Source organism: Borborobacter arsenicus, assembly GCF_003934165.1.
GTDB classification, from domain to species: Bacteria; Pseudomonadota; Alphaproteobacteria; order Rhizobiales; family Rhizobiaceae; genus Pseudaminobacter; species Pseudaminobacter arsenicus.
In genome coordinates, this window is the sequence record NZ_RKST01000008.1 from 56,581 (window position 1) to 71,660 (window position 15,080).

Consider the following 15,080-nt stretch of genomic DNA (forward strand, 5'->3'; position numbering starts at 1 on the left):
AAGCCAATGCAGCTCTCTCCTGGCTTCGATCTCGACAACCGCATCACCGTCGTTCTGTTCGCTGGCCTGGGCGGCGGCTGCGATGGGCTGGAGGCGGCGGGCTTTCCGGTCCACGTCGCAATCAATCACGATCCTGTCGCCGTCGCCATCCATAAGGCGCGGCATCCGCACACGCGCCACCTGCAATGCGACGTGTTCGAAGCGGACCCATATGAAGTGTGCGCCGGCCGCGGGGTGAGGGTGCTGCACGCCTCGCCCGACTGCACCCATTTTTCCGTCGCCAAGGGCGGCAAGCCGGTTTCGAAGCGCCGCCGATCGCTCGCCTGGATCATCTGCCGATGGGCCGGCACCGTTCGGCCCGAAACCATCACGATGGAAAACGTGCAGGAAATCCAGACCTGGGGACCGCTGATCGCCAAGCGCGACAAGGCAACCGGGCGGGTGATGCGGCTTGATGGTTCGGTCGCGGCAAAGGGCGAGCGTGTGCCGGTGCAGGATCAATGGCTGGTGCCGGATCCTCGGCATAAGGGCCGCATCTGGCGCGCCTGGCTGAAGCACCTGACTGGGCTCGGCTACAGTTTCGACCACCGCGTGCTGGTCTGCGCGGATTATGGCGTGCCGACGATCCGCAAGCGCTTTTTCGGGGTAGCGCAGGCTGATGGCCGCCCGATCGTCTGGCGTGAGCGCACGCATGCGCCGCGCGCAAAAGCGCGCAAGCTGAAGCTCAAGCCATGGGTCGGCATGCACACCTGCATCGACTGGTCAAAGCCTGTGCGCTCAATCTTCGGGCGGGCGAAGGACTTGGCGGCTGCCACCATGCGCCGAACGGCGCGCGGCCTGATGCGCCATGTCATCACCGCCGCGAAGCCGTTCATCGTGCCGATCACGCATTCCGGTGACGACAGGGTTTACTCGATCGACGATCCTGCCCGCACCTTTACAACGGCGCATCGCGGCGAAATGAGCCTGGTCGTGCCGTCATTCGGCGTCATGCGCAATTCGCGCGAGCCGACCTATGCTGCCAACGATCCGGCACATGCCTTCACGGCCGGCGGTGCCAGCCATGCCCTCGTCGAGGCCAGCATTGCGCCATTCACAGCTGGTGCCGGCGGACGCGCGGCGCAATCCAGCGAAAGGCACATTGCGGAGCCTGCTGGCAGCCAGACCACGAAGGAAGACCGCGTGCTTGTCGCTGCTAGCCTTGTGCGGACGGATCAGCATAGCGCTGCCGATCGCAACGGCGTGCATGATCTTGGTGAGCCGATCAACACACTGCACACTTCGTCCAGCATGGCGATGGTGGCCGCGACCATGGTGCAGTCGGGCTATGGCGAGCGGGAGGGGCAAGCGCCGCGCGTGCTCGACATCGAGGAGCCTGCCGGAACACAGGTGGCGGGTGGATCGAAAGCGGCGGTGGTCGCGGCCTTCATGGCGCAGCATAACAACGACAGCCGCCGCATCGGTGGCGTCAATCCTGGGCGGCCAGTCGATGAACCGCTCTCGGCCATAACGACGACGGGATCACAACAGGGTCTTGTCGCCGCGTCGATGCTTGCGCTGCGCGGCACCAATAAAGATGGCCGCGACATCGCCGATCCGGCGGCGTCGTTCTGCGCCGGCGGCAATCATGCCGGGCTGATCCTCGCCTTCCTCCAGCACTATTATTCGAACGGCAAGACCGACGACGACATTACGTCGCCGCTCGGTGCGCTGACGGCCAAGGCCCGGCACGGACTGGTGACGGTCACTGTCCGCGGTGTCGATTACGTCATCACCGATGTCGGCATGCGCATGGTCGAGCCGGAAGAGGGTGCCGCCGCGCACGGTTTCAAGCCCGGCTGCCTCGATCACCTGATCACTGTCTGGGATGAGCGCAAGAGCCGCATGGTCACCCGTAAGCTCAACAAGACTGAGAAGTATCACCTGGTCGGCAACAGCGTGCCGCCCTTCATGGTGCAGATGCTGGCCGAAGACAATGTCCGCCGCGAACTGGTGCTGGAGGCGGCGGAATGAGGGACGACGCCCGCCTTGCCCGCATTCGCGACCAGCTCGCGGCGATCGCGCCGGGACGATGGACCCAGGTCCATGACGGCGACGGCTGCTGCTTCCTTGAGGCGCGCACGCGCACCGGCGACACATTGCCGATCGTGCGGTTCGATCCTGCCGCCAGCCAGGACGAAATCACCTTCGTCGCCGATGCTCCGGAAACGGTCCGCTTCCTGCTTGGGCTGGTCGACCGGGCAATTACCGCCGTGCGAGGCAGGGAGCCTCATCATCAGCCGGCGCGGGGCCTGCCGGCGACGGCCCGCAAGAACTATGCGGCCGAAGCGGCGATGCTGTGCAGCGAACCGGCATTCATGGCCTTCCTGCATGAGCGGCATGGGCTGGAAAAGCCGCTGACCGAAGAGAAGGTGGCGCAGCGCCTGCGCGGCCTACTCGGCGTCACCAGCCGGCGCGATCTCAATGACAATGACGACGCTGCCGAGCGCTGGCGCGTGATCCGCGGCGATTTCGATACATGGAAGAGGACGGGGCGATGAGCTGGAAAGCCTCTGCCTGGGCGAAAGAACAGCGGCTCGGCTCGCCGGCGGCGAAGTCGATATTGCTGTGCCTGGCCGATTATGCGGATCCCGACAAGGCCGAGTGCTGGCCGAGCCAGACGCTGCTTGCCAGCGATGCCGAAGTCTCCGAGCGCACGGCGCGCGAATGGCTGCAGCGGCTGGAGGAATGGGGCCTCATCCAGCGCACTCGTCGCACGCGCTCCAGTGGCGCTCGTGCGTCCGACATGATCGTTCTCAACCTCGACGTCATGGTTCGTGACGGCGCTGACAGATGCCGGGAAATCAAGGCTGGCGAGGGTGATGACGGTGAAAACCTACCGGCAAATTCTGCCGGTAGGTCCAACCGGCAACCAGACGCCGAACCTACCGGCAATCAGACGCATCCTACCGGCAACCAGTGCCGGGCCTATAAGGAAGAACCGTCCATAGAACCTCCCACTGGAACCTCTCAGAGTGCGCGCCAGGGCGCGCGAGAGAGTGCGGAAGATGGTTCGATGGAAGAAAACCCGAAAGCAGTCGAGCGTGCTTTCGAGCGGGCCTATCGCCAATGGCCGACCTCGATAGGCGATTCCCGGCCTGAGGCGCTGAAAGCCTGGTTTGCCCTCTCGCCGGATGAGCGGGAGGAGGCCGCGCTGGAGTGGGAGCGCTATGTCGCGGCCTGCAAGGCATCCGGCCGCAAACTGATCTGCGCCTATTCGAAATATCTCAGCGAAAAGCGCTGGACAGGCCTGCCGCCTCGCGAGGTCGAGGCCAAACCGGTGGTGCTGGAGGCGGCGCCCTTCGGGCCATTGTGGCAGGCGGCGCGGCTGAAGCAGCTGGTGACCGGGCCGAAGGTGATGCTCGCCGGCCTGACGCGGTTCGAACAGCAGCTGGTCGACGATGGCAAGGCGACTGCGGAGGCACTGTTTCGGGACAAGCAGCGCAAGTCCGGCTGGCCGCAGATCAACGCAATGCATGATCGCGCATCGATGAGGCAGGGCGTTACCGTGTCGACGGCATTGGAACCGCTCGCGGCACTCATGGTGGCTGTGCCGGTCGGCTCGGAAACCTTCGAAGCGTGGCGGCTGGAGCATGAGTTGCGTGGCTGGCCATGGATACCGGATCCGGGGCGGCAACCGGTGGTCTACTTCCCGGCTGGCGGGCCGGAAGGACTGAGCGATTTCGAGGCGGCGGTGCGAGGGCAGCATGAACATGACGATCGACAGGAAGCGGCTGAGTGAGAGTGATTATGTCTGGCTCGACAGAACTGGTGAGCCGATCAATATCGATCGCGCCTGGCAGAAGTCGGATCAGCGAATCGCCCTGTCGCGTCGGCAGCAGGCGATGCTCGCAGCGGCCGGCATGGATGGACCGGAAGCACGTTGGTATGTGCTTCAGGTGAAGCGCGGCCTCGATATTGTTGTGGATAAGGCTCTTGAGGACGCCAACATCGAACACTGGATGGCACAGGAAACCATCGTTGTAAGGCGGCGCGGACGCTACGGGGTAATGCGCCCGAAGGCGAAAACGGTGCCGTTCCTGCCCGGTTATATCTTCGTCAGGGTGGTGTGGTGCGGGCCTTGCTGGGATGCTCTCAGCGGCATCGATGGTGTCGCCAGTGTGCTTGGTGGCGCTGAGCGCCCCGCTCCAGTTCCGGCTGATAAGATGTTGAAATTGCGGGCCTATGTGGAGCATGACCCCGAGGCTATCAAGTCCATGCTGCGGGAGATCAATCCGGGCGACATGGTGAGTGTTGACGATGGTCCATTCGCTTCCTTCCCCGGTGAGGTGGTGGCTGTGGACGATCGGGGCAGGGCGCTGATCGAAGTGATGATCTTCGGCCGTGCTGTGTCGGTTGACCTTGAGCTTGCGCAGATCAGCAAAAGGTAATAGGCGATTCCATCAGGACGAGCCGAAAGAGTCGCACCCGCCAAGGCGAGGGAAGCGCCATCGGCCCCAGATGGAGCGCAGGCAAGAGCCTGTCGGCTTCATCGCAATGGTGATGATTCCAGTAACATGAACGAAGTGCAGCGCTCGCGGCAACGCGATGCCTCGCAGCCATGGCGCTCTTGGTACAAGACTGCACGGTGGCAGAAGCTGAGATGGTCCGTGCTCGTGCGCGACCTCTTCACATGCCAGATGGTCGGATGCGGTCGCATCGAGCCTGACACAGCGAAGCTGGTAGCTGACCACAAGGTCCCGCACCGTGGTGATGAGCGGCTCTTCTGGGATGAGGGCAACCTGCAGTGCCTGTGCAAGGCCTGCCACGACAAGCTGAAGCAGGCCGAAGAGCGGTCGAGCTTGCAGACGCGCGGCGTCTGGTACTGACCGACCGGCCTCAAGGGAGGGGGTGGGTCGAAAGTCTGGGACCCCTCGACGGCTAGACCCGCGTCCCTCTCATTTGGAGATTTTTTTCTGGTGGAACCGAATTTTGACCTCTTCGGTCAGCCGGTCCGCGAGGGTTACGGCAAGCGAGGCCGGCCACCTTATGAGCCGACCGAGAAAGACCGGAACAAAATCAAGCTCTTGCTGGCTCTCGGGTGGGCAAACCAGCGAGTTGCCAATGCGTTGGACATCTCGCCGGCCACGTTGAAGCGGTATTTTAGAGCCGAGCTCAAGGAGCGGGATGCGATGCGGGACAGGCTTGATGCTCGGCGCTTCGAGATCGCCATGGAACAGGCGAATGCCGGCAACGTGACCGCGCTTCGCGAACTCGGTGCCATGATCGACCGCAACGACCGCATGGAAGTCGAGCGCACGATGGGCTCCAGGCCGCGCGACGACGAGGGCTCCTCCGATCGCCTGGGCAAAAAGGCTATCGACGAGCAGCGCGCAAAGGATGCTGATGCCGACCTGATGGCCGAGCTGGAGCAAGAGGCAACGCAGAATGCAAGCCGCCACTGAGGTTGCGCCTCGGTTCGCTTGCCTGGATTGGTGGACGCGCATCCAGCATGGCCAGACGCCGATGGCCGATATTCCGTTCAATGCGGAACGCGCGCTAAAGGCTCTTGCGTTTTTCAATCGCCTCCGCCTTCCGGATGTGCCCGGAAACCCTCCGCTGGCGGAAGCGTGTGGGGACTGGTTTCGGGATATCCTCGTTGCGTTCCTGGCAAGCGAGGATCCCGAGACAAAGCAACGGCTGGTCTGGGAACTGCTTTGCATGGTTCCCAAGAAGAACTCGAAAACCACCTATGTCGCGGGACTCGGCCTGACGGCGCTGTTCATGGAGGAAGCACCTAATCGGCAGATGCTGATCGTGGCGCCCAGCCAGAATATCTCGGAACGGTGTTTCGACCAGGCGCAGGGCATGATCCGGCTGGATACGCGCCTTGACGCGATCTTCAAGGTGCAGGATCACCTGAAGTGCATCACCCGGCGCAAGACCGGCACGAAACTCGATGTGAAAACCTTCGACACATCGATCGTGACGGGCGAAATCCCGATCCTCACCATCATCGACGAGGTGCACGAGCTCGGCAAGAAAGCCAAGGCTGCCGCTGTCATGCAGCAGATCCGCGGTGGCGGCATCACCAAGCAGGGCGGCCAGGTCCTGATGATCACGACGCAATCGGATGAGGCCCCGGCCGGAATCTGGAAAACCGAACTGAAGAAGGCGCGGGCGGTTCGCGACGGTAAGGGTGGGAAAACCCCAATCTTGCTGCCTGTGCTCTATGAGTTCCCGGCCGAATTGCAGCGCGATCAGGATTTCTGGCGTGACCAGCGCAACTGGGAACTGCTGTTGCCGAATGCCGGACGCTCGATCGATCTGCAGCGCCTCATCGCCGACTATGAAAACAACGGCCGCGCGACGGCAGAAACCGAGCAGATTTGGGCCAGCCAGCATCTCAACATCGAGATCGGCGTTGGCCTGGCCGGTGACGGGTGGCGCGGCGCGGAATATTGGGACCTCCGCGCCGACAAAACGCTGACCCTGAAAGCGCTGATCGAGCGCTCGGAGGTCGCAGTCGTCGGTGCCGATGGTGGCGGCCTGGACGATCTCTTCGGCGTCTGTGTGATCGGTCGCGAGAAGGTAACGCGGCGCTGGCTGGTGTGGTGCCATGCCTTCGCACATCCGAAGGTGCTTGAAATCCGCAAGGAGATCGCACCGCGGCTGCAGGACTTCAAGGAAGAGGGGGCACTGACCTTCTGCGAAGTGTCTGAGTATGTCGAGAAGATCGCGGCAATCGCTGCCCAGGTGCGCGATGCCGGTCTTCTACCAGAAAAGAACGCGGTCGGCTTCGATCCGAACAATATTGCAGCTTTCGTCGACGCGCTGGCACTTCAGAAGATCGATGGCTTCATGCTGCATCGGCTGCGCCAAGGTCCGGCACTTTCGCCGGCCTTGTGGGGTCTGGAGCATAAGCTTTCCGACAACACGATCAGCCATGATGGATCCGCGATGATGTCGTGGTCGGTCGGCAATGTGAAAATCGAGGTCAAGGGCAACGGCAACATGGCCACGAAACAGGCCGCCGGCCGGACCAAGATCGACCCGGTGATCGCCATGCTGTGTGCGGCGATCCTGATGAGCTGGAATCCGGAAGCCTTCGGTAACTCGGTCTATCGCGAACGCGGTCTGCTGGTAGCATAGGGGAATCCATGAGCCTATGGACGCGCATATTCGGCGAGCGACGCTCGCCGGCACAACCTCGTGCGTCTTTCCAGAATGCTGGCGGTGGCATTGTCATCAACACGCCGCAGCAACTGGAAGAGGCTCTTCGCGCCGGCAGCCTGACGACATCGGGCGCAATGGTGACGCCTGATAAGGCGATGAGGGTCGCGGCGGTCTATGCCTGTGTGCGGATCCGCTCGGGCGTCGTCGCCAACATGCCGCTTCACATCAAGCGTCGCGTAGACGACCGGACGCGCAAGGATGCGTCTGATCATCCGCTCTGGTCGATTTTCCGCCGCCGACCGAACAGGTGGCAGACGCCGTCGCAGTTCAAGCGGATGCTGACAGCGCACCTCCTGTTGAGGGGCAACGCCTACGCAATGATCGTCCGATCTCGCGGTGAAGTGAAGGAATTGATCCCGCTTCATCCGGATCGGGTCGAGTGCAAACAGCTCGACGATCTCGCGCTCGAATACACTTACACCCGCAAGGATGGCCGTAAGGTCAAGCTGGCACAGGGAGAGGTTTTCCACCTCGTTGGGCTCACGCTCGACGGTGTGCATGGCGTTTCCGTCATCGCCTACGCGCGCGAAACAATCGGCCTGTCGCTGGTGATGGAGGAACATGGCGCGGCGATGTTCAGAAACGGCGCCCGCGTTTCGATGGTGCTGAAGCACCCCGAAAAGCTGGGCAAGGAAGGCCTGGAATTCCTGAAGGCCAGCCTCGACGACTATCGGTCGGGCGGCGAGAGCGAGGGCAAGGCGCTTATCCTTGAGGAGGGAATGAGCACCGAGCAGATCGCCATGACGTCTGAGGATGCGCAGTGGATCGAAAGCCGCAAGTTCTCGCGGTCCGATATTGCAATGTTCTTCGGCGTGCCGCCGCACATGATAGGCGACACCGAAAAGTCGACGAGCTGGGGCACTGGCATCGATTCGCAAACGCAGGGCTTCGTTACCTTCAGCGCTGAAGACGATCTGACAACTTGGGAAGAGACGATCAACCGCGACCTCGTTGCCGACAATGACAACGACATCTACGCCCGCTTCAATCGCGCGGCACTGGTTAAGGGTGACATCAAGGTCCGCTGGGAAGCGCACGTGAAGGCGCTTCAGTGGGGCGTCATGAGCCCGAATGAGATCCGGGCGCTCGAAGACCTCAACCCTCGCGATGACGGTGACATTTTCTATCCGCCGCCGAATACGGCCGGTGGCGACAAGAAAGAGAAGGATGACGGCGATGAGCCTGCGACAGCTGCCTGAGGCGAAGACATTCCAGCGCCCGCAGAACTTTCAGTGGGATGCACCGAGCGACGTCCTGGCAAAGTGGGCGGAGACCCCGCTTGCCGCCGGTGACACCGACGACAACACCATCACCATGTTCGAGGTGATCGGTGAGGATTGGTGGACGGGCGGCGGCGTGACGGCAAAGCGTATTGCCGCAGCGCTTCGGTCGATCGGCGACAAGGATGTGACGGTCAAGATCAATTCGCCTGGCGGCGATATGTTCGAGGGCATCGCGATCTACAACCTGCTGCGCGCCCACAAGGCCAAGGTGACTGTAGAGGTGTTGGGCTGGGCGGCGTCGGCGGCGTCGATCATTGCCATGGCTGGTGATGAAATCCGCATGGGCCTCGGCACATTCATGATGGTGCACAACGCGTGGGGCGTGGTCATAGGCAACCGCCACGATATGCGTGAAGCGGCCGACCTGTTCGACGGATTCGACAGCGCCATTGTCGATATTTATGAGGCGCGCACTGGCATGAAGCGCGCCGATATCGAAAAGCTGATGGACGCCGAGACCTTCATGGGACCGTCCGAGACCGTGAAGAACGGTTTTGCCGATGTCGTCGATGATGGTCTGGATACAGGATCCGGCGAAGCAAAGAATATGGACCGGGGTCTGATGGCTCGCCGGCAGACAGAAGCCGCGCTTGCCCGTGCAGGCTTCACTCGTGATAAGCGCTCAGAACTCCTTATGGAGATGGGCGTTTCGGCGGCCCAGCGTGATGCAAGCCGCAACCCCGCCGCGCGTGATGCAGGCTTGGAGGCTGCCGCCAGGCAGTTCATCAACATCCTCAAATCCTGAAAGGAAACCACGATGAAGATCGTGTCTCTTTGCATCGCCGCAATGGCGATGGTGCTCCTTGGCGTGTCCTTCGCGGCCGCTGCTCCGATCGACTACAATCCCATACTGCATCTCCTCGGGAACTATCCTGACGTGGTGACGGCGATGGGGGCGATGATTCCGTTGAACTCACGAGCTCGCGGCCTCGTCGCCATTCGCAATGACGGTGGCAATGCCGCTGCCATTCTGAACGAGCTGAAGCAGACCTTTGAGACCTTCAAGGCCGAAAACGACAAGGTCATTGCCGATTTGAAGAAGGGCCAGGAAGATGTGGTGCAGACCGAGAAGGTCGAGCGCATCAATGCCGAGCTGACCCAGCTCCAGAAGGCCATCGATGAAACGAATGTCGCGCTGGCGGCCCTCAAGGTTGGCGGCGCCGGCGGCGACCGAGACCCAGACAAGGCTGAGCATGCCCAGGCATTCGACCGCTTTTTCCGCAAGGGCGTCGATGCTGGCCTTGCTGACCTCGAAGTCAAGGCCAAGCTGACCACGCAGTCGGATCCGGACGGCGGCTATCTGGTGCCGGAAGAGACGGAAGCGGGCATTGACCGCGTTCTCGGAACGGTGTCCACGATCCGCTCGCTGTCGCGCGTCATCAACATCTCGACCGATACATACAAGAAGCTCGTCAATATGGGTGGCGCAACGTCGGGCTGGGTCGGCGAGGAAGATGCCCGCGCCCAGACCTCGACGCCAACACTGCGTGAGATCGCCATCAATACCGGCGAGATCTACGCCATGCCGGCCACGACGCAAAAGGCGCTTGATGACAGCCGTATCGACGTTGCCGCTTGGCTCGCTGATGAGGTGTCCATCGAGTTCGCCGAAAAGGAGGGAGCCGCCTTCGCTTCCGGTGACGGTGTGAACAAGCCTCGCGGTGTTCTGTCCTATGACATGGTGGCGAATGCCGACTATGCCTGGGGCAAGATCGGGTTTGTCGTCTCCGGCAAGGCTGATGGCTTTGTCGCACCGACAGCATCGGCCAATCCGGCCGATGCGCTGATCGACCTCTATTATGCGCTGAAGTCCGGTTATCGGAACGGCGCGGCATGGCTGATGTCTGATGCGGTCATGGCAACCGTGCGCAAGTTCAAGGATGCGCAGGGTGCCTACATCTGGAATCCGCCTTCGGGTACGGCAGAAGTCGGCACCATCCTCGGCAAGCCGGTCCACACCGACGACAACATGCCGGCGGTTGGCGCGGGCAACTTCCCGGTCGCCTTCGGCAACTTCCAGCGTGCCTACCTGATCGTCGATCGTGTTGGCATCCGTGTGCTGCGCGACCCGTACACCTCGAAACCCAACGTGCTGTTCTACACCACCAAGCGCGTAGGCGGCGGCATGGTGAACTTCGAAGCCATGAAGATGCTGAAGATTGCGGCTTCCTGATCCATCTTGTGGGCGGCTCCGGTCGCCCGCTTCCTCCCCGATTTCCATTCATGAAAGGACAGTCCGATGAAGGACACCTATTCTGATTTCGGCCTTGTGGCTGCGCTTGTGCCGCAGGTTCTGGCCGCGACCGATACCGGCGCAACGCCGATCGATCTTCAGGGCTTCAATTCGGCCCTGGTCATCATCAATACCGGCGCGGTTGCGGGCGCTGGCGACTATACGGCGAAGCTCCAGCACTCCGACACCACGACTGGCGGCGACTTTGTCGACGTGACTGATGCCGATCTGCTGGGTTCGTTCCCGGCCACTCTGGCGCAGAACAGCGTCTACAAGGTCGGCTACAAGGGCTCGAAGCGTTATCTTCGCACTGTCGTGACGAAAAACAGTGGCACGTCTATCGCCGCCGGCATCGTCATCGCGCGCGGTCACCCCTACGACGCGCCCGTAGCCTGAGACTGACAGGGGCGGCGCTCGCGCCGCTCCTTCCTCCCTGCTGAGGTTCCTATGCTCGCACCCGTCCGCATCGCTTCGCCGGCCGCAACGCCTGTCTCGCTCGCTGAGGCTAAGGCGCAATTGCGCGTCGATCACAATGATGACGATACGCTGATCACGTCGCTGATAGCGGCGGCGGTCGATCATCTTGACGGCTGGTCCGGCATTCTCGGGCGGGCGCTTGTCACCCAGACCTGGCGGCAGGATTTTGCCGGCTTCGGCTGTCTGCGGCTGCCGCTCGGGCCGGTCGCGTCGATTACCAAGATCGAGTATTTCGACGGCGACAATGCAGTGCAGACGCTCGCCGATACGGTCTACACGCATTTCACCGATGCGCGCGGCGCCTATGTCGATCTGAAGCCCGGTCAATCGTGGCCATCGGTCTATTCTCGGCCGGATGCTGTCAGCGTCACCTACGTTGCAGGCGTCGCGGCGAGCGAGGTCCCGGCAGCGATCAAAACAGCAATCATCCTCATCGTCCGCGATATGTTCGTGGCCGGAAATGTCGCGGGTGCCCTGAAACGAGAAACAGTCGATGGCGTTGGAACATTCGAATATTTCCAAGGCAGTATGAGCAAGAATTTTGCGGTTGACGCTCTTCTCACTCCATATTGGCGGGTGGGCATCTGATGACACCAGCTCGCGCCATTGCAATGCTCGATCGGCAGCTTGCCGCGCATGGCGAGAAAGTCGTCATGCGCCGCTATACCGCCTCGTCAGGCTCACCGCGACCGAAAACCGACATATCGAACGTGTCGGCACTCGTTCGCGCCATCAAGGCTGAGGAACTTGTCGGGGGGATCGATATGACCGCATCGACTGTGGTTCTGAGCCCGACGGGACTTGCCGCGCTCCTGCCGCTGAAGAAGGGCGACAAGGTCGTCATCCAAGGCCGCGAGCGCAACGTCGAACTGCCGAAGCCGATCTTCGTGCATGACACGCTGGTGCGCATCACTCTGCTGGTGACAGGCTGATGCGCAACGTTCTCTATGTGATGTTAGCAGCGATCTTCACCGCTCTGACGCAGATAGTTCTCGTGCAGCTTAAGCATCCGGACGCGGTTTGGCTGTGGTGTTCGATGCTGGGGCTTTGCGGCTGATGGCTACCGGCTTCGAATTCTTCGAGCGTGATCTGAAGGTGGCGACGGCCGGGCTTGAGCCGGAGGCGATATCCCGTGAACTGGCCAAATTCGCCAAAGAGGAATTGGCTAAAGCGATCGCCGGCGGTTCCTCGCCTCAATATGAGCGGTTCGTCAATGGCCGGCTTGGTGCGGTCGAAGAATCGGTCGTTGCGCCTGGGCCGATCCTGTACGTGTTCTCGAACTGGCCACTGGTCATCAACGCCGCGCTTGCCGAGTTGCAGAAGCGCGCACCGCGCCGCTCTGGACGGTTCGCATCATCGTTCATTGTTGTCGTCGGCGGGCAGATCGTGAGCGAGTTCAGCGCGATCCCGGCGGATGCAGAAGTGCTCATCACCAATTTTCAGCCTTATGTGCGCAAGGCCGAAGTCGGGCGGCTGGGCATCCCGAAACGCCGGCTGTTCGATGGCACCAAGAATGTCATGGCCCGGCGCTTTCGGGAGGCTTTCCGGTTCGAAACCCGGTTCCTCAACGTTGGCGGCGGTGTCCATCCGATGATGCCTTACATCCTGAAAGGCTCGGGACCGATCCGACTTGCGGCACAGAATGCCAAGTCGGCCGCTTTCCGCGCCGGTCGAGCCGTTCTAGCTGGCCGTAAAGACACGGCCGCCGGTCAGCCAATCACCTATCCTGCCATCGTCATCAACATGGTCTGACATGTCCAGCGCCACCGCATTCAACACCATTGAGCAGTATTTGAAAGCTCAATGGACAGCGACCCCGCTCGTCTTTGAGAACGAACCGCACGATCTGCCTGATCAGCCGGCGCATTGGGTCTTTGTTGAGGTGTTTGGCGACACTTTCGAGCAGGCTTCGATCGGTGCCGACGGTCGTGACGCCAATCTCTGGCGAGAGACAGGCCAAATTTACATCAACGTCATGACCGAGCGCGACATCGGCACTGGGCAGGCCCGCGCCTATGCCGAGCAGCTGGCGAGCCTTTTCCGTGGCCTCGACATCGGCACGCTGACTTTCGGCAGGTCCTCCATCGGAGCGGGTGAGCCGGGCATCGGCGATGGAAATTACTGGCGGATGACCGTCACCATAGATTGGGAGCGCGATCAATGATTGTCCTCAAACCGTTCAAGTCGACCCTGCGCCGCTTCAAGGCTGGCGACCATGTGTCCGAAACTGACGACCTTTCTCCGCACAGCTTTGCCGGCCTCATGGTGCGGAAATTCATCGGTGCGCCGAAAGCACCGAAACTGAAGAAACCAGCCAAAGCCGGCTGATCTACCGAAACTGGAGCGAAGACCATGACGGACGCAAATCGCATCCGCGTCACAACTGTGCGCGAAACCTCGCTTGGCGAAACACCCACCACTCCCCGCATGCGCACCGCGCGCCTGACCGGCGAATCCTTGCAATATGCACCTCAGTTCGTGCAGTCGCAGGAAATCCGCGACGACCGCATGAATGCCGACCCGGTCAAGATCAATGAGACGAACCAGGGCGCGATCAACTTCGAGCTGTCGTTCCCGGTCGATGACAGCCCGATGTCGGATTTCATCCGGTCGCTCATGTTCAATCCATGGGTTAACTTGCCGCTGCGCGACAATGACGGCACAGCAGACAGCGTCATCACCGATATCGGCACGGTGGCGGATACGATCGAGTTCACGACCGGCGCAGCCTTTGTTGTCGGGCATTTGGTGCGCACCACCGGTTTCACCACTTCCGCCAACAATAAACTGGCCAGGGTAACGACGGGCGGGGCAACCTCTCTGGTTGCTGCCGGCGCGGGCTATGTCGCTGAGGCGGCGCCGGCAGCTGCGGCACGCGTCAAGGTGGTTGGCTTTGAGGGTGCAGCCGCCGACATCACGGCGCTGGCGGATGGTCTCGGCTCCACTGCGCTCGACTTCACCACGCTCGGCCTGTCGGTCGGTCAGTGGATCAAGATCGGCGGCACTGGCGCGGCCTATCGTTTCGCCACAGAGGCCTGCAACGGTTTCGCGCGGGTCACAGCCATTGCAGCCGGAAAGCTCACTCTCGACAACCTGCCCACCGGCTGGGCGGCGGATGTCGGCACGGGCAAGACCATTCGTGTCTTTGCCGGTGATCAGGTCAAGAATGGCGTCACCCGAACCTCGCTGACGATCGAGCGTGGCTTCATGGGCCAGACGACACCGACCTATATCGCGCAGCGCGGCATGGTGGTGGCGCAGGCGGAAATGAACTTCACCTCAGAGCAGGTGATTTCCGGCTCGTTCACCATCAGCGGCATGACCGGTGAGCAGTCGACCACCTCTCTGGATGATGCGCCCGAGGCCGCTACCACCAATGCGATCATGTCGGCCAACGTCAATGTTGGTCGCATTGCCGAGGCCGGCGCTACCGTCGCTTCACCGAACTGGATCAGGTCGCTGCAGCTCAGGGCAAACAACAATCTGCGTATGATCTCGGCCGTCGGCAATGTCGGCGCGGTCGATATCGGCGTCGGCGATCTGACGGTCGAGCTGACGCTGGAAACCTATTTCGGCGACAACGCGATGCTGGCCAAGCTGCTGGCCGGCACGCCCAGCAACGTCAATGCGCGGGTGACCAAGAACAGCCAGGCGCTGATCATGGCGCTGCCGCGCGTGACCTATACCGGTGGGTCTCCTTCCGCCGGTCAGAAGAACAGCGACGTGATGCTGCCGCTCACCGGCATGGTGTCGGTGGACGAGCTCACCAATGCGCAGCTGATCTTCGATCGCCTCGAATACTTCGAAGCCTGATCCCTGCCGCCACAGGGCTGCAATTGCGCGCAATGGCGGGCGGTGTTGTCGGACGCCGC

General features: G+C 61.8%; 18 protein-coding genes. All 18 read left to right on the forward strand.

Annotated elements, in window-relative coordinates; translation table 11 throughout:
* Positions 1-6: 6 nt before the first annotated feature.
* The 18 genes from EET67_RS13835 (at position 7) to EET67_RS13910 (ending at position 15,021) form a co-directional block, all read left to right on the forward strand.
* Positions 7-2,013: a DNA cytosine methyltransferase gene (locus EET67_RS13835; RefSeq protein ID WP_128626773.1), complete on the forward strand. Its 2,007-nt coding sequence runs from the start codon at positions 7-9 to the stop codon at positions 2,011-2,013.
* A complete protein-coding gene (locus tag EET67_RS13840) occupies positions 2,010-2,540 on the forward strand; it encodes a hypothetical protein (RefSeq protein ID WP_128626774.1) in 531 nt (176 codons plus the stop codon). The genes EET67_RS13835 and EET67_RS13840 overlap by 4 nt, the downstream gene beginning before the upstream one ends.
* Positions 2,537-3,781 (forward strand): helix-turn-helix domain-containing protein, encoded by a 1,245-nt coding sequence (locus EET67_RS13845; protein ID WP_165899906.1) that lies wholly within the window; start codon positions 2,537-2,539, stop codon positions 3,779-3,781. The genes EET67_RS13840 and EET67_RS13845 overlap by 4 nt, the downstream gene beginning before the upstream one ends.
* Positions 3,747-4,430 carry a transcription termination/antitermination protein NusG gene (nusG, locus tag EET67_RS13850; RefSeq protein ID WP_245450921.1) on the forward strand — a complete coding sequence of 228 codons (684 nt, stop codon included), beginning with the start codon at positions 3,747-3,749 and terminating at the stop codon, positions 4,428-4,430. Before EET67_RS13845 ends, nusG begins: the two co-directional genes overlap by 35 nt.
* Before the next feature lie 126 nt (positions 4,431-4,556).
* On the forward strand, positions 4,557-4,868 hold the full coding sequence (locus EET67_RS13855) for an HNH endonuclease (RefSeq protein ID WP_128626776.1): 312 nt from the start codon (positions 4,557-4,559) through the stop codon (positions 4,866-4,868).
* A 90-nt stretch (positions 4,869-4,958) separates the two neighbouring features.
* On the forward strand, positions 4,959-5,444 hold the full coding sequence (locus tag EET67_RS13860; protein WP_128626777.1) for a hypothetical protein: 486 nt from the start codon (positions 4,959-4,961) through the stop codon (positions 5,442-5,444).
* Positions 5,428-7,131, forward strand: a complete 1,704-nt coding sequence (locus tag EET67_RS13865) for a terminase TerL endonuclease subunit (protein WP_210211128.1) — start codon at positions 5,428-5,430, stop codon at positions 7,129-7,131. Before EET67_RS13860 ends, EET67_RS13865 begins: the two co-directional genes overlap by 17 nt.
* Positions 7,132-7,139: 8 nt before the next feature.
* Positions 7,140-8,414 (forward strand): phage portal protein, encoded by a 1,275-nt coding sequence (locus tag EET67_RS13870; RefSeq protein WP_128626778.1) that lies wholly within the window; start codon positions 7,140-7,142, stop codon positions 8,412-8,414.
* Positions 8,392-9,243, forward strand: a complete 852-nt coding sequence (locus tag EET67_RS13875) for a head maturation protease, ClpP-related (RefSeq protein ID WP_128626779.1) — start codon at positions 8,392-8,394, stop codon at positions 9,241-9,243. Before EET67_RS13870 ends, EET67_RS13875 begins: the two co-directional genes overlap by 23 nt.
* Positions 9,244-9,255: 12 nt before the next feature.
* The gene (locus tag EET67_RS13880; RefSeq protein WP_245450923.1) at positions 9,256-10,671 is read left to right on the forward strand and encodes a phage major capsid protein; all 1,416 of its coding nucleotides are present in this window, start codon (positions 9,256-9,258) and stop codon (positions 10,669-10,671) included.
* Positions 10,672-10,737: 66 nt separating this feature from the next.
* A complete protein-coding gene (locus EET67_RS13885) occupies positions 10,738-11,127 on the forward strand; it encodes a hypothetical protein (protein WP_128626780.1) in 390 nt (129 codons plus the stop codon).
* Between the two features lie 51 nt (positions 11,128-11,178).
* Complete coding sequence (locus tag EET67_RS13890) at positions 11,179-11,796, forward strand: head-tail connector protein (protein WP_128626781.1); 618 nt, start codon at positions 11,179-11,181, stop codon at positions 11,794-11,796.
* Complete coding sequence (locus tag EET67_RS13895; RefSeq protein WP_128626782.1) at positions 11,796-12,140, forward strand: hypothetical protein; 345 nt, start codon at positions 11,796-11,798, stop codon at positions 12,138-12,140. Before EET67_RS13890 ends, EET67_RS13895 begins: the two co-directional genes overlap by 1 nt.
* Positions 12,140-12,265, forward strand: a complete 126-nt coding sequence (locus tag EET67_RS26415) for a hypothetical protein (RefSeq protein ID WP_281011086.1) — start codon at positions 12,140-12,142, stop codon at positions 12,263-12,265. The genes EET67_RS13895 and EET67_RS26415 overlap by 1 nt, the downstream gene beginning before the upstream one ends.
* Positions 12,265-12,960 carry a hypothetical protein gene (locus EET67_RS13900; protein WP_128626783.1) on the forward strand — a complete coding sequence of 232 codons (696 nt, stop codon included), beginning with the start codon at positions 12,265-12,267 and terminating at the stop codon, positions 12,958-12,960. Before EET67_RS26415 ends, EET67_RS13900 begins: the two co-directional genes overlap by 1 nt.
* Position 12,961: 1 nt before the next feature.
* A complete protein-coding gene (locus EET67_RS13905; RefSeq protein WP_128626784.1) occupies positions 12,962-13,372 on the forward strand; it encodes a phage tail terminator-like protein in 411 nt (136 codons plus the stop codon).
* Positions 13,369-13,536 (forward strand): hypothetical protein, encoded by a 168-nt coding sequence (locus EET67_RS25660; protein WP_165899907.1) that lies wholly within the window; start codon positions 13,369-13,371, stop codon positions 13,534-13,536. Before EET67_RS13905 ends, EET67_RS25660 begins: the two co-directional genes overlap by 4 nt.
* 24 nt (positions 13,537-13,560) lie before the next feature.
* Positions 13,561-15,021, forward strand: a complete 1,461-nt coding sequence (locus EET67_RS13910; RefSeq protein WP_128626785.1) for a phage tail tube protein — start codon at positions 13,561-13,563, stop codon at positions 15,019-15,021.
* Positions 15,022-15,080: the final 59 nt, after the last annotated feature.

Bases quoted from the DNA above. Each gene is read 5' to 3' on its own strand.
- nusG (WP_245450921.1), top strand. From the start codon at position 3,747: ATGAACATGACGATCGACAGGAAGCGGCTGAGTGAGAGTGATTATGTC.
- EET67_RS13835 (WP_128626773.1), top strand. From the start codon at position 7: ATGCAGCTCTCTCCTGGCTTCGATCTCGACAACCGCATCACCGTCGTT.
- EET67_RS13855 (WP_128626776.1), top strand. From the start codon at position 4,557: ATGAACGAAGTGCAGCGCTCGCGGCAACGCGATGCCTCGCAGCCATGG.
- EET67_RS13905 (WP_128626784.1), top strand. From the start codon at position 12,962: ATGTCCAGCGCCACCGCATTCAACACCATTGAGCAGTATTTGAAAGCT.
- EET67_RS13870 (WP_128626778.1), top strand. From the start codon at position 7,140: ATGAGCCTATGGACGCGCATATTCGGCGAGCGACGCTCGCCGGCACAA.
- EET67_RS13900 (WP_128626783.1), top strand. From the start codon at position 12,265: ATGGCTACCGGCTTCGAATTCTTCGAGCGTGATCTGAAGGTGGCGACG.
- EET67_RS13885 (WP_128626780.1), top strand. From the start codon at position 10,738: ATGAAGGACACCTATTCTGATTTCGGCCTTGTGGCTGCGCTTGTGCCG.
- EET67_RS13890 (WP_128626781.1), top strand. From the start codon at position 11,179: ATGCTCGCACCCGTCCGCATCGCTTCGCCGGCCGCAACGCCTGTCTCG.
- EET67_RS13875 (WP_128626779.1), top strand. From the start codon at position 8,392: ATGAGCCTGCGACAGCTGCCTGAGGCGAAGACATTCCAGCGCCCGCAG.
- EET67_RS13895 (WP_128626782.1), top strand. From the start codon at position 11,796: ATGACACCAGCTCGCGCCATTGCAATGCTCGATCGGCAGCTTGCCGCG.
- EET67_RS13910 (WP_128626785.1), top strand. From the start codon at position 13,561: ATGACGGACGCAAATCGCATCCGCGTCACAACTGTGCGCGAAACCTCG.
- EET67_RS13865 (WP_210211128.1), top strand. From the start codon at position 5,428: ATGCAAGCCGCCACTGAGGTTGCGCCTCGGTTCGCTTGCCTGGATTGG.
- EET67_RS13840 (WP_128626774.1), top strand. From the start codon at position 2,010: ATGAGGGACGACGCCCGCCTTGCCCGCATTCGCGACCAGCTCGCGGCG.
- EET67_RS26415 (WP_281011086.1), top strand. From the start codon at position 12,140: ATGCGCAACGTTCTCTATGTGATGTTAGCAGCGATCTTCACCGCTCTG.
- EET67_RS25660 (WP_165899907.1), top strand. From the start codon at position 13,369: ATGATTGTCCTCAAACCGTTCAAGTCGACCCTGCGCCGCTTCAAGGCT.
- EET67_RS13845 (WP_165899906.1), top strand. From the start codon at position 2,537: ATGAGCTGGAAAGCCTCTGCCTGGGCGAAAGAACAGCGGCTCGGCTCG.
- EET67_RS13880 (WP_245450923.1), top strand. From the start codon at position 9,256: ATGAAGATCGTGTCTCTTTGCATCGCCGCAATGGCGATGGTGCTCCTT.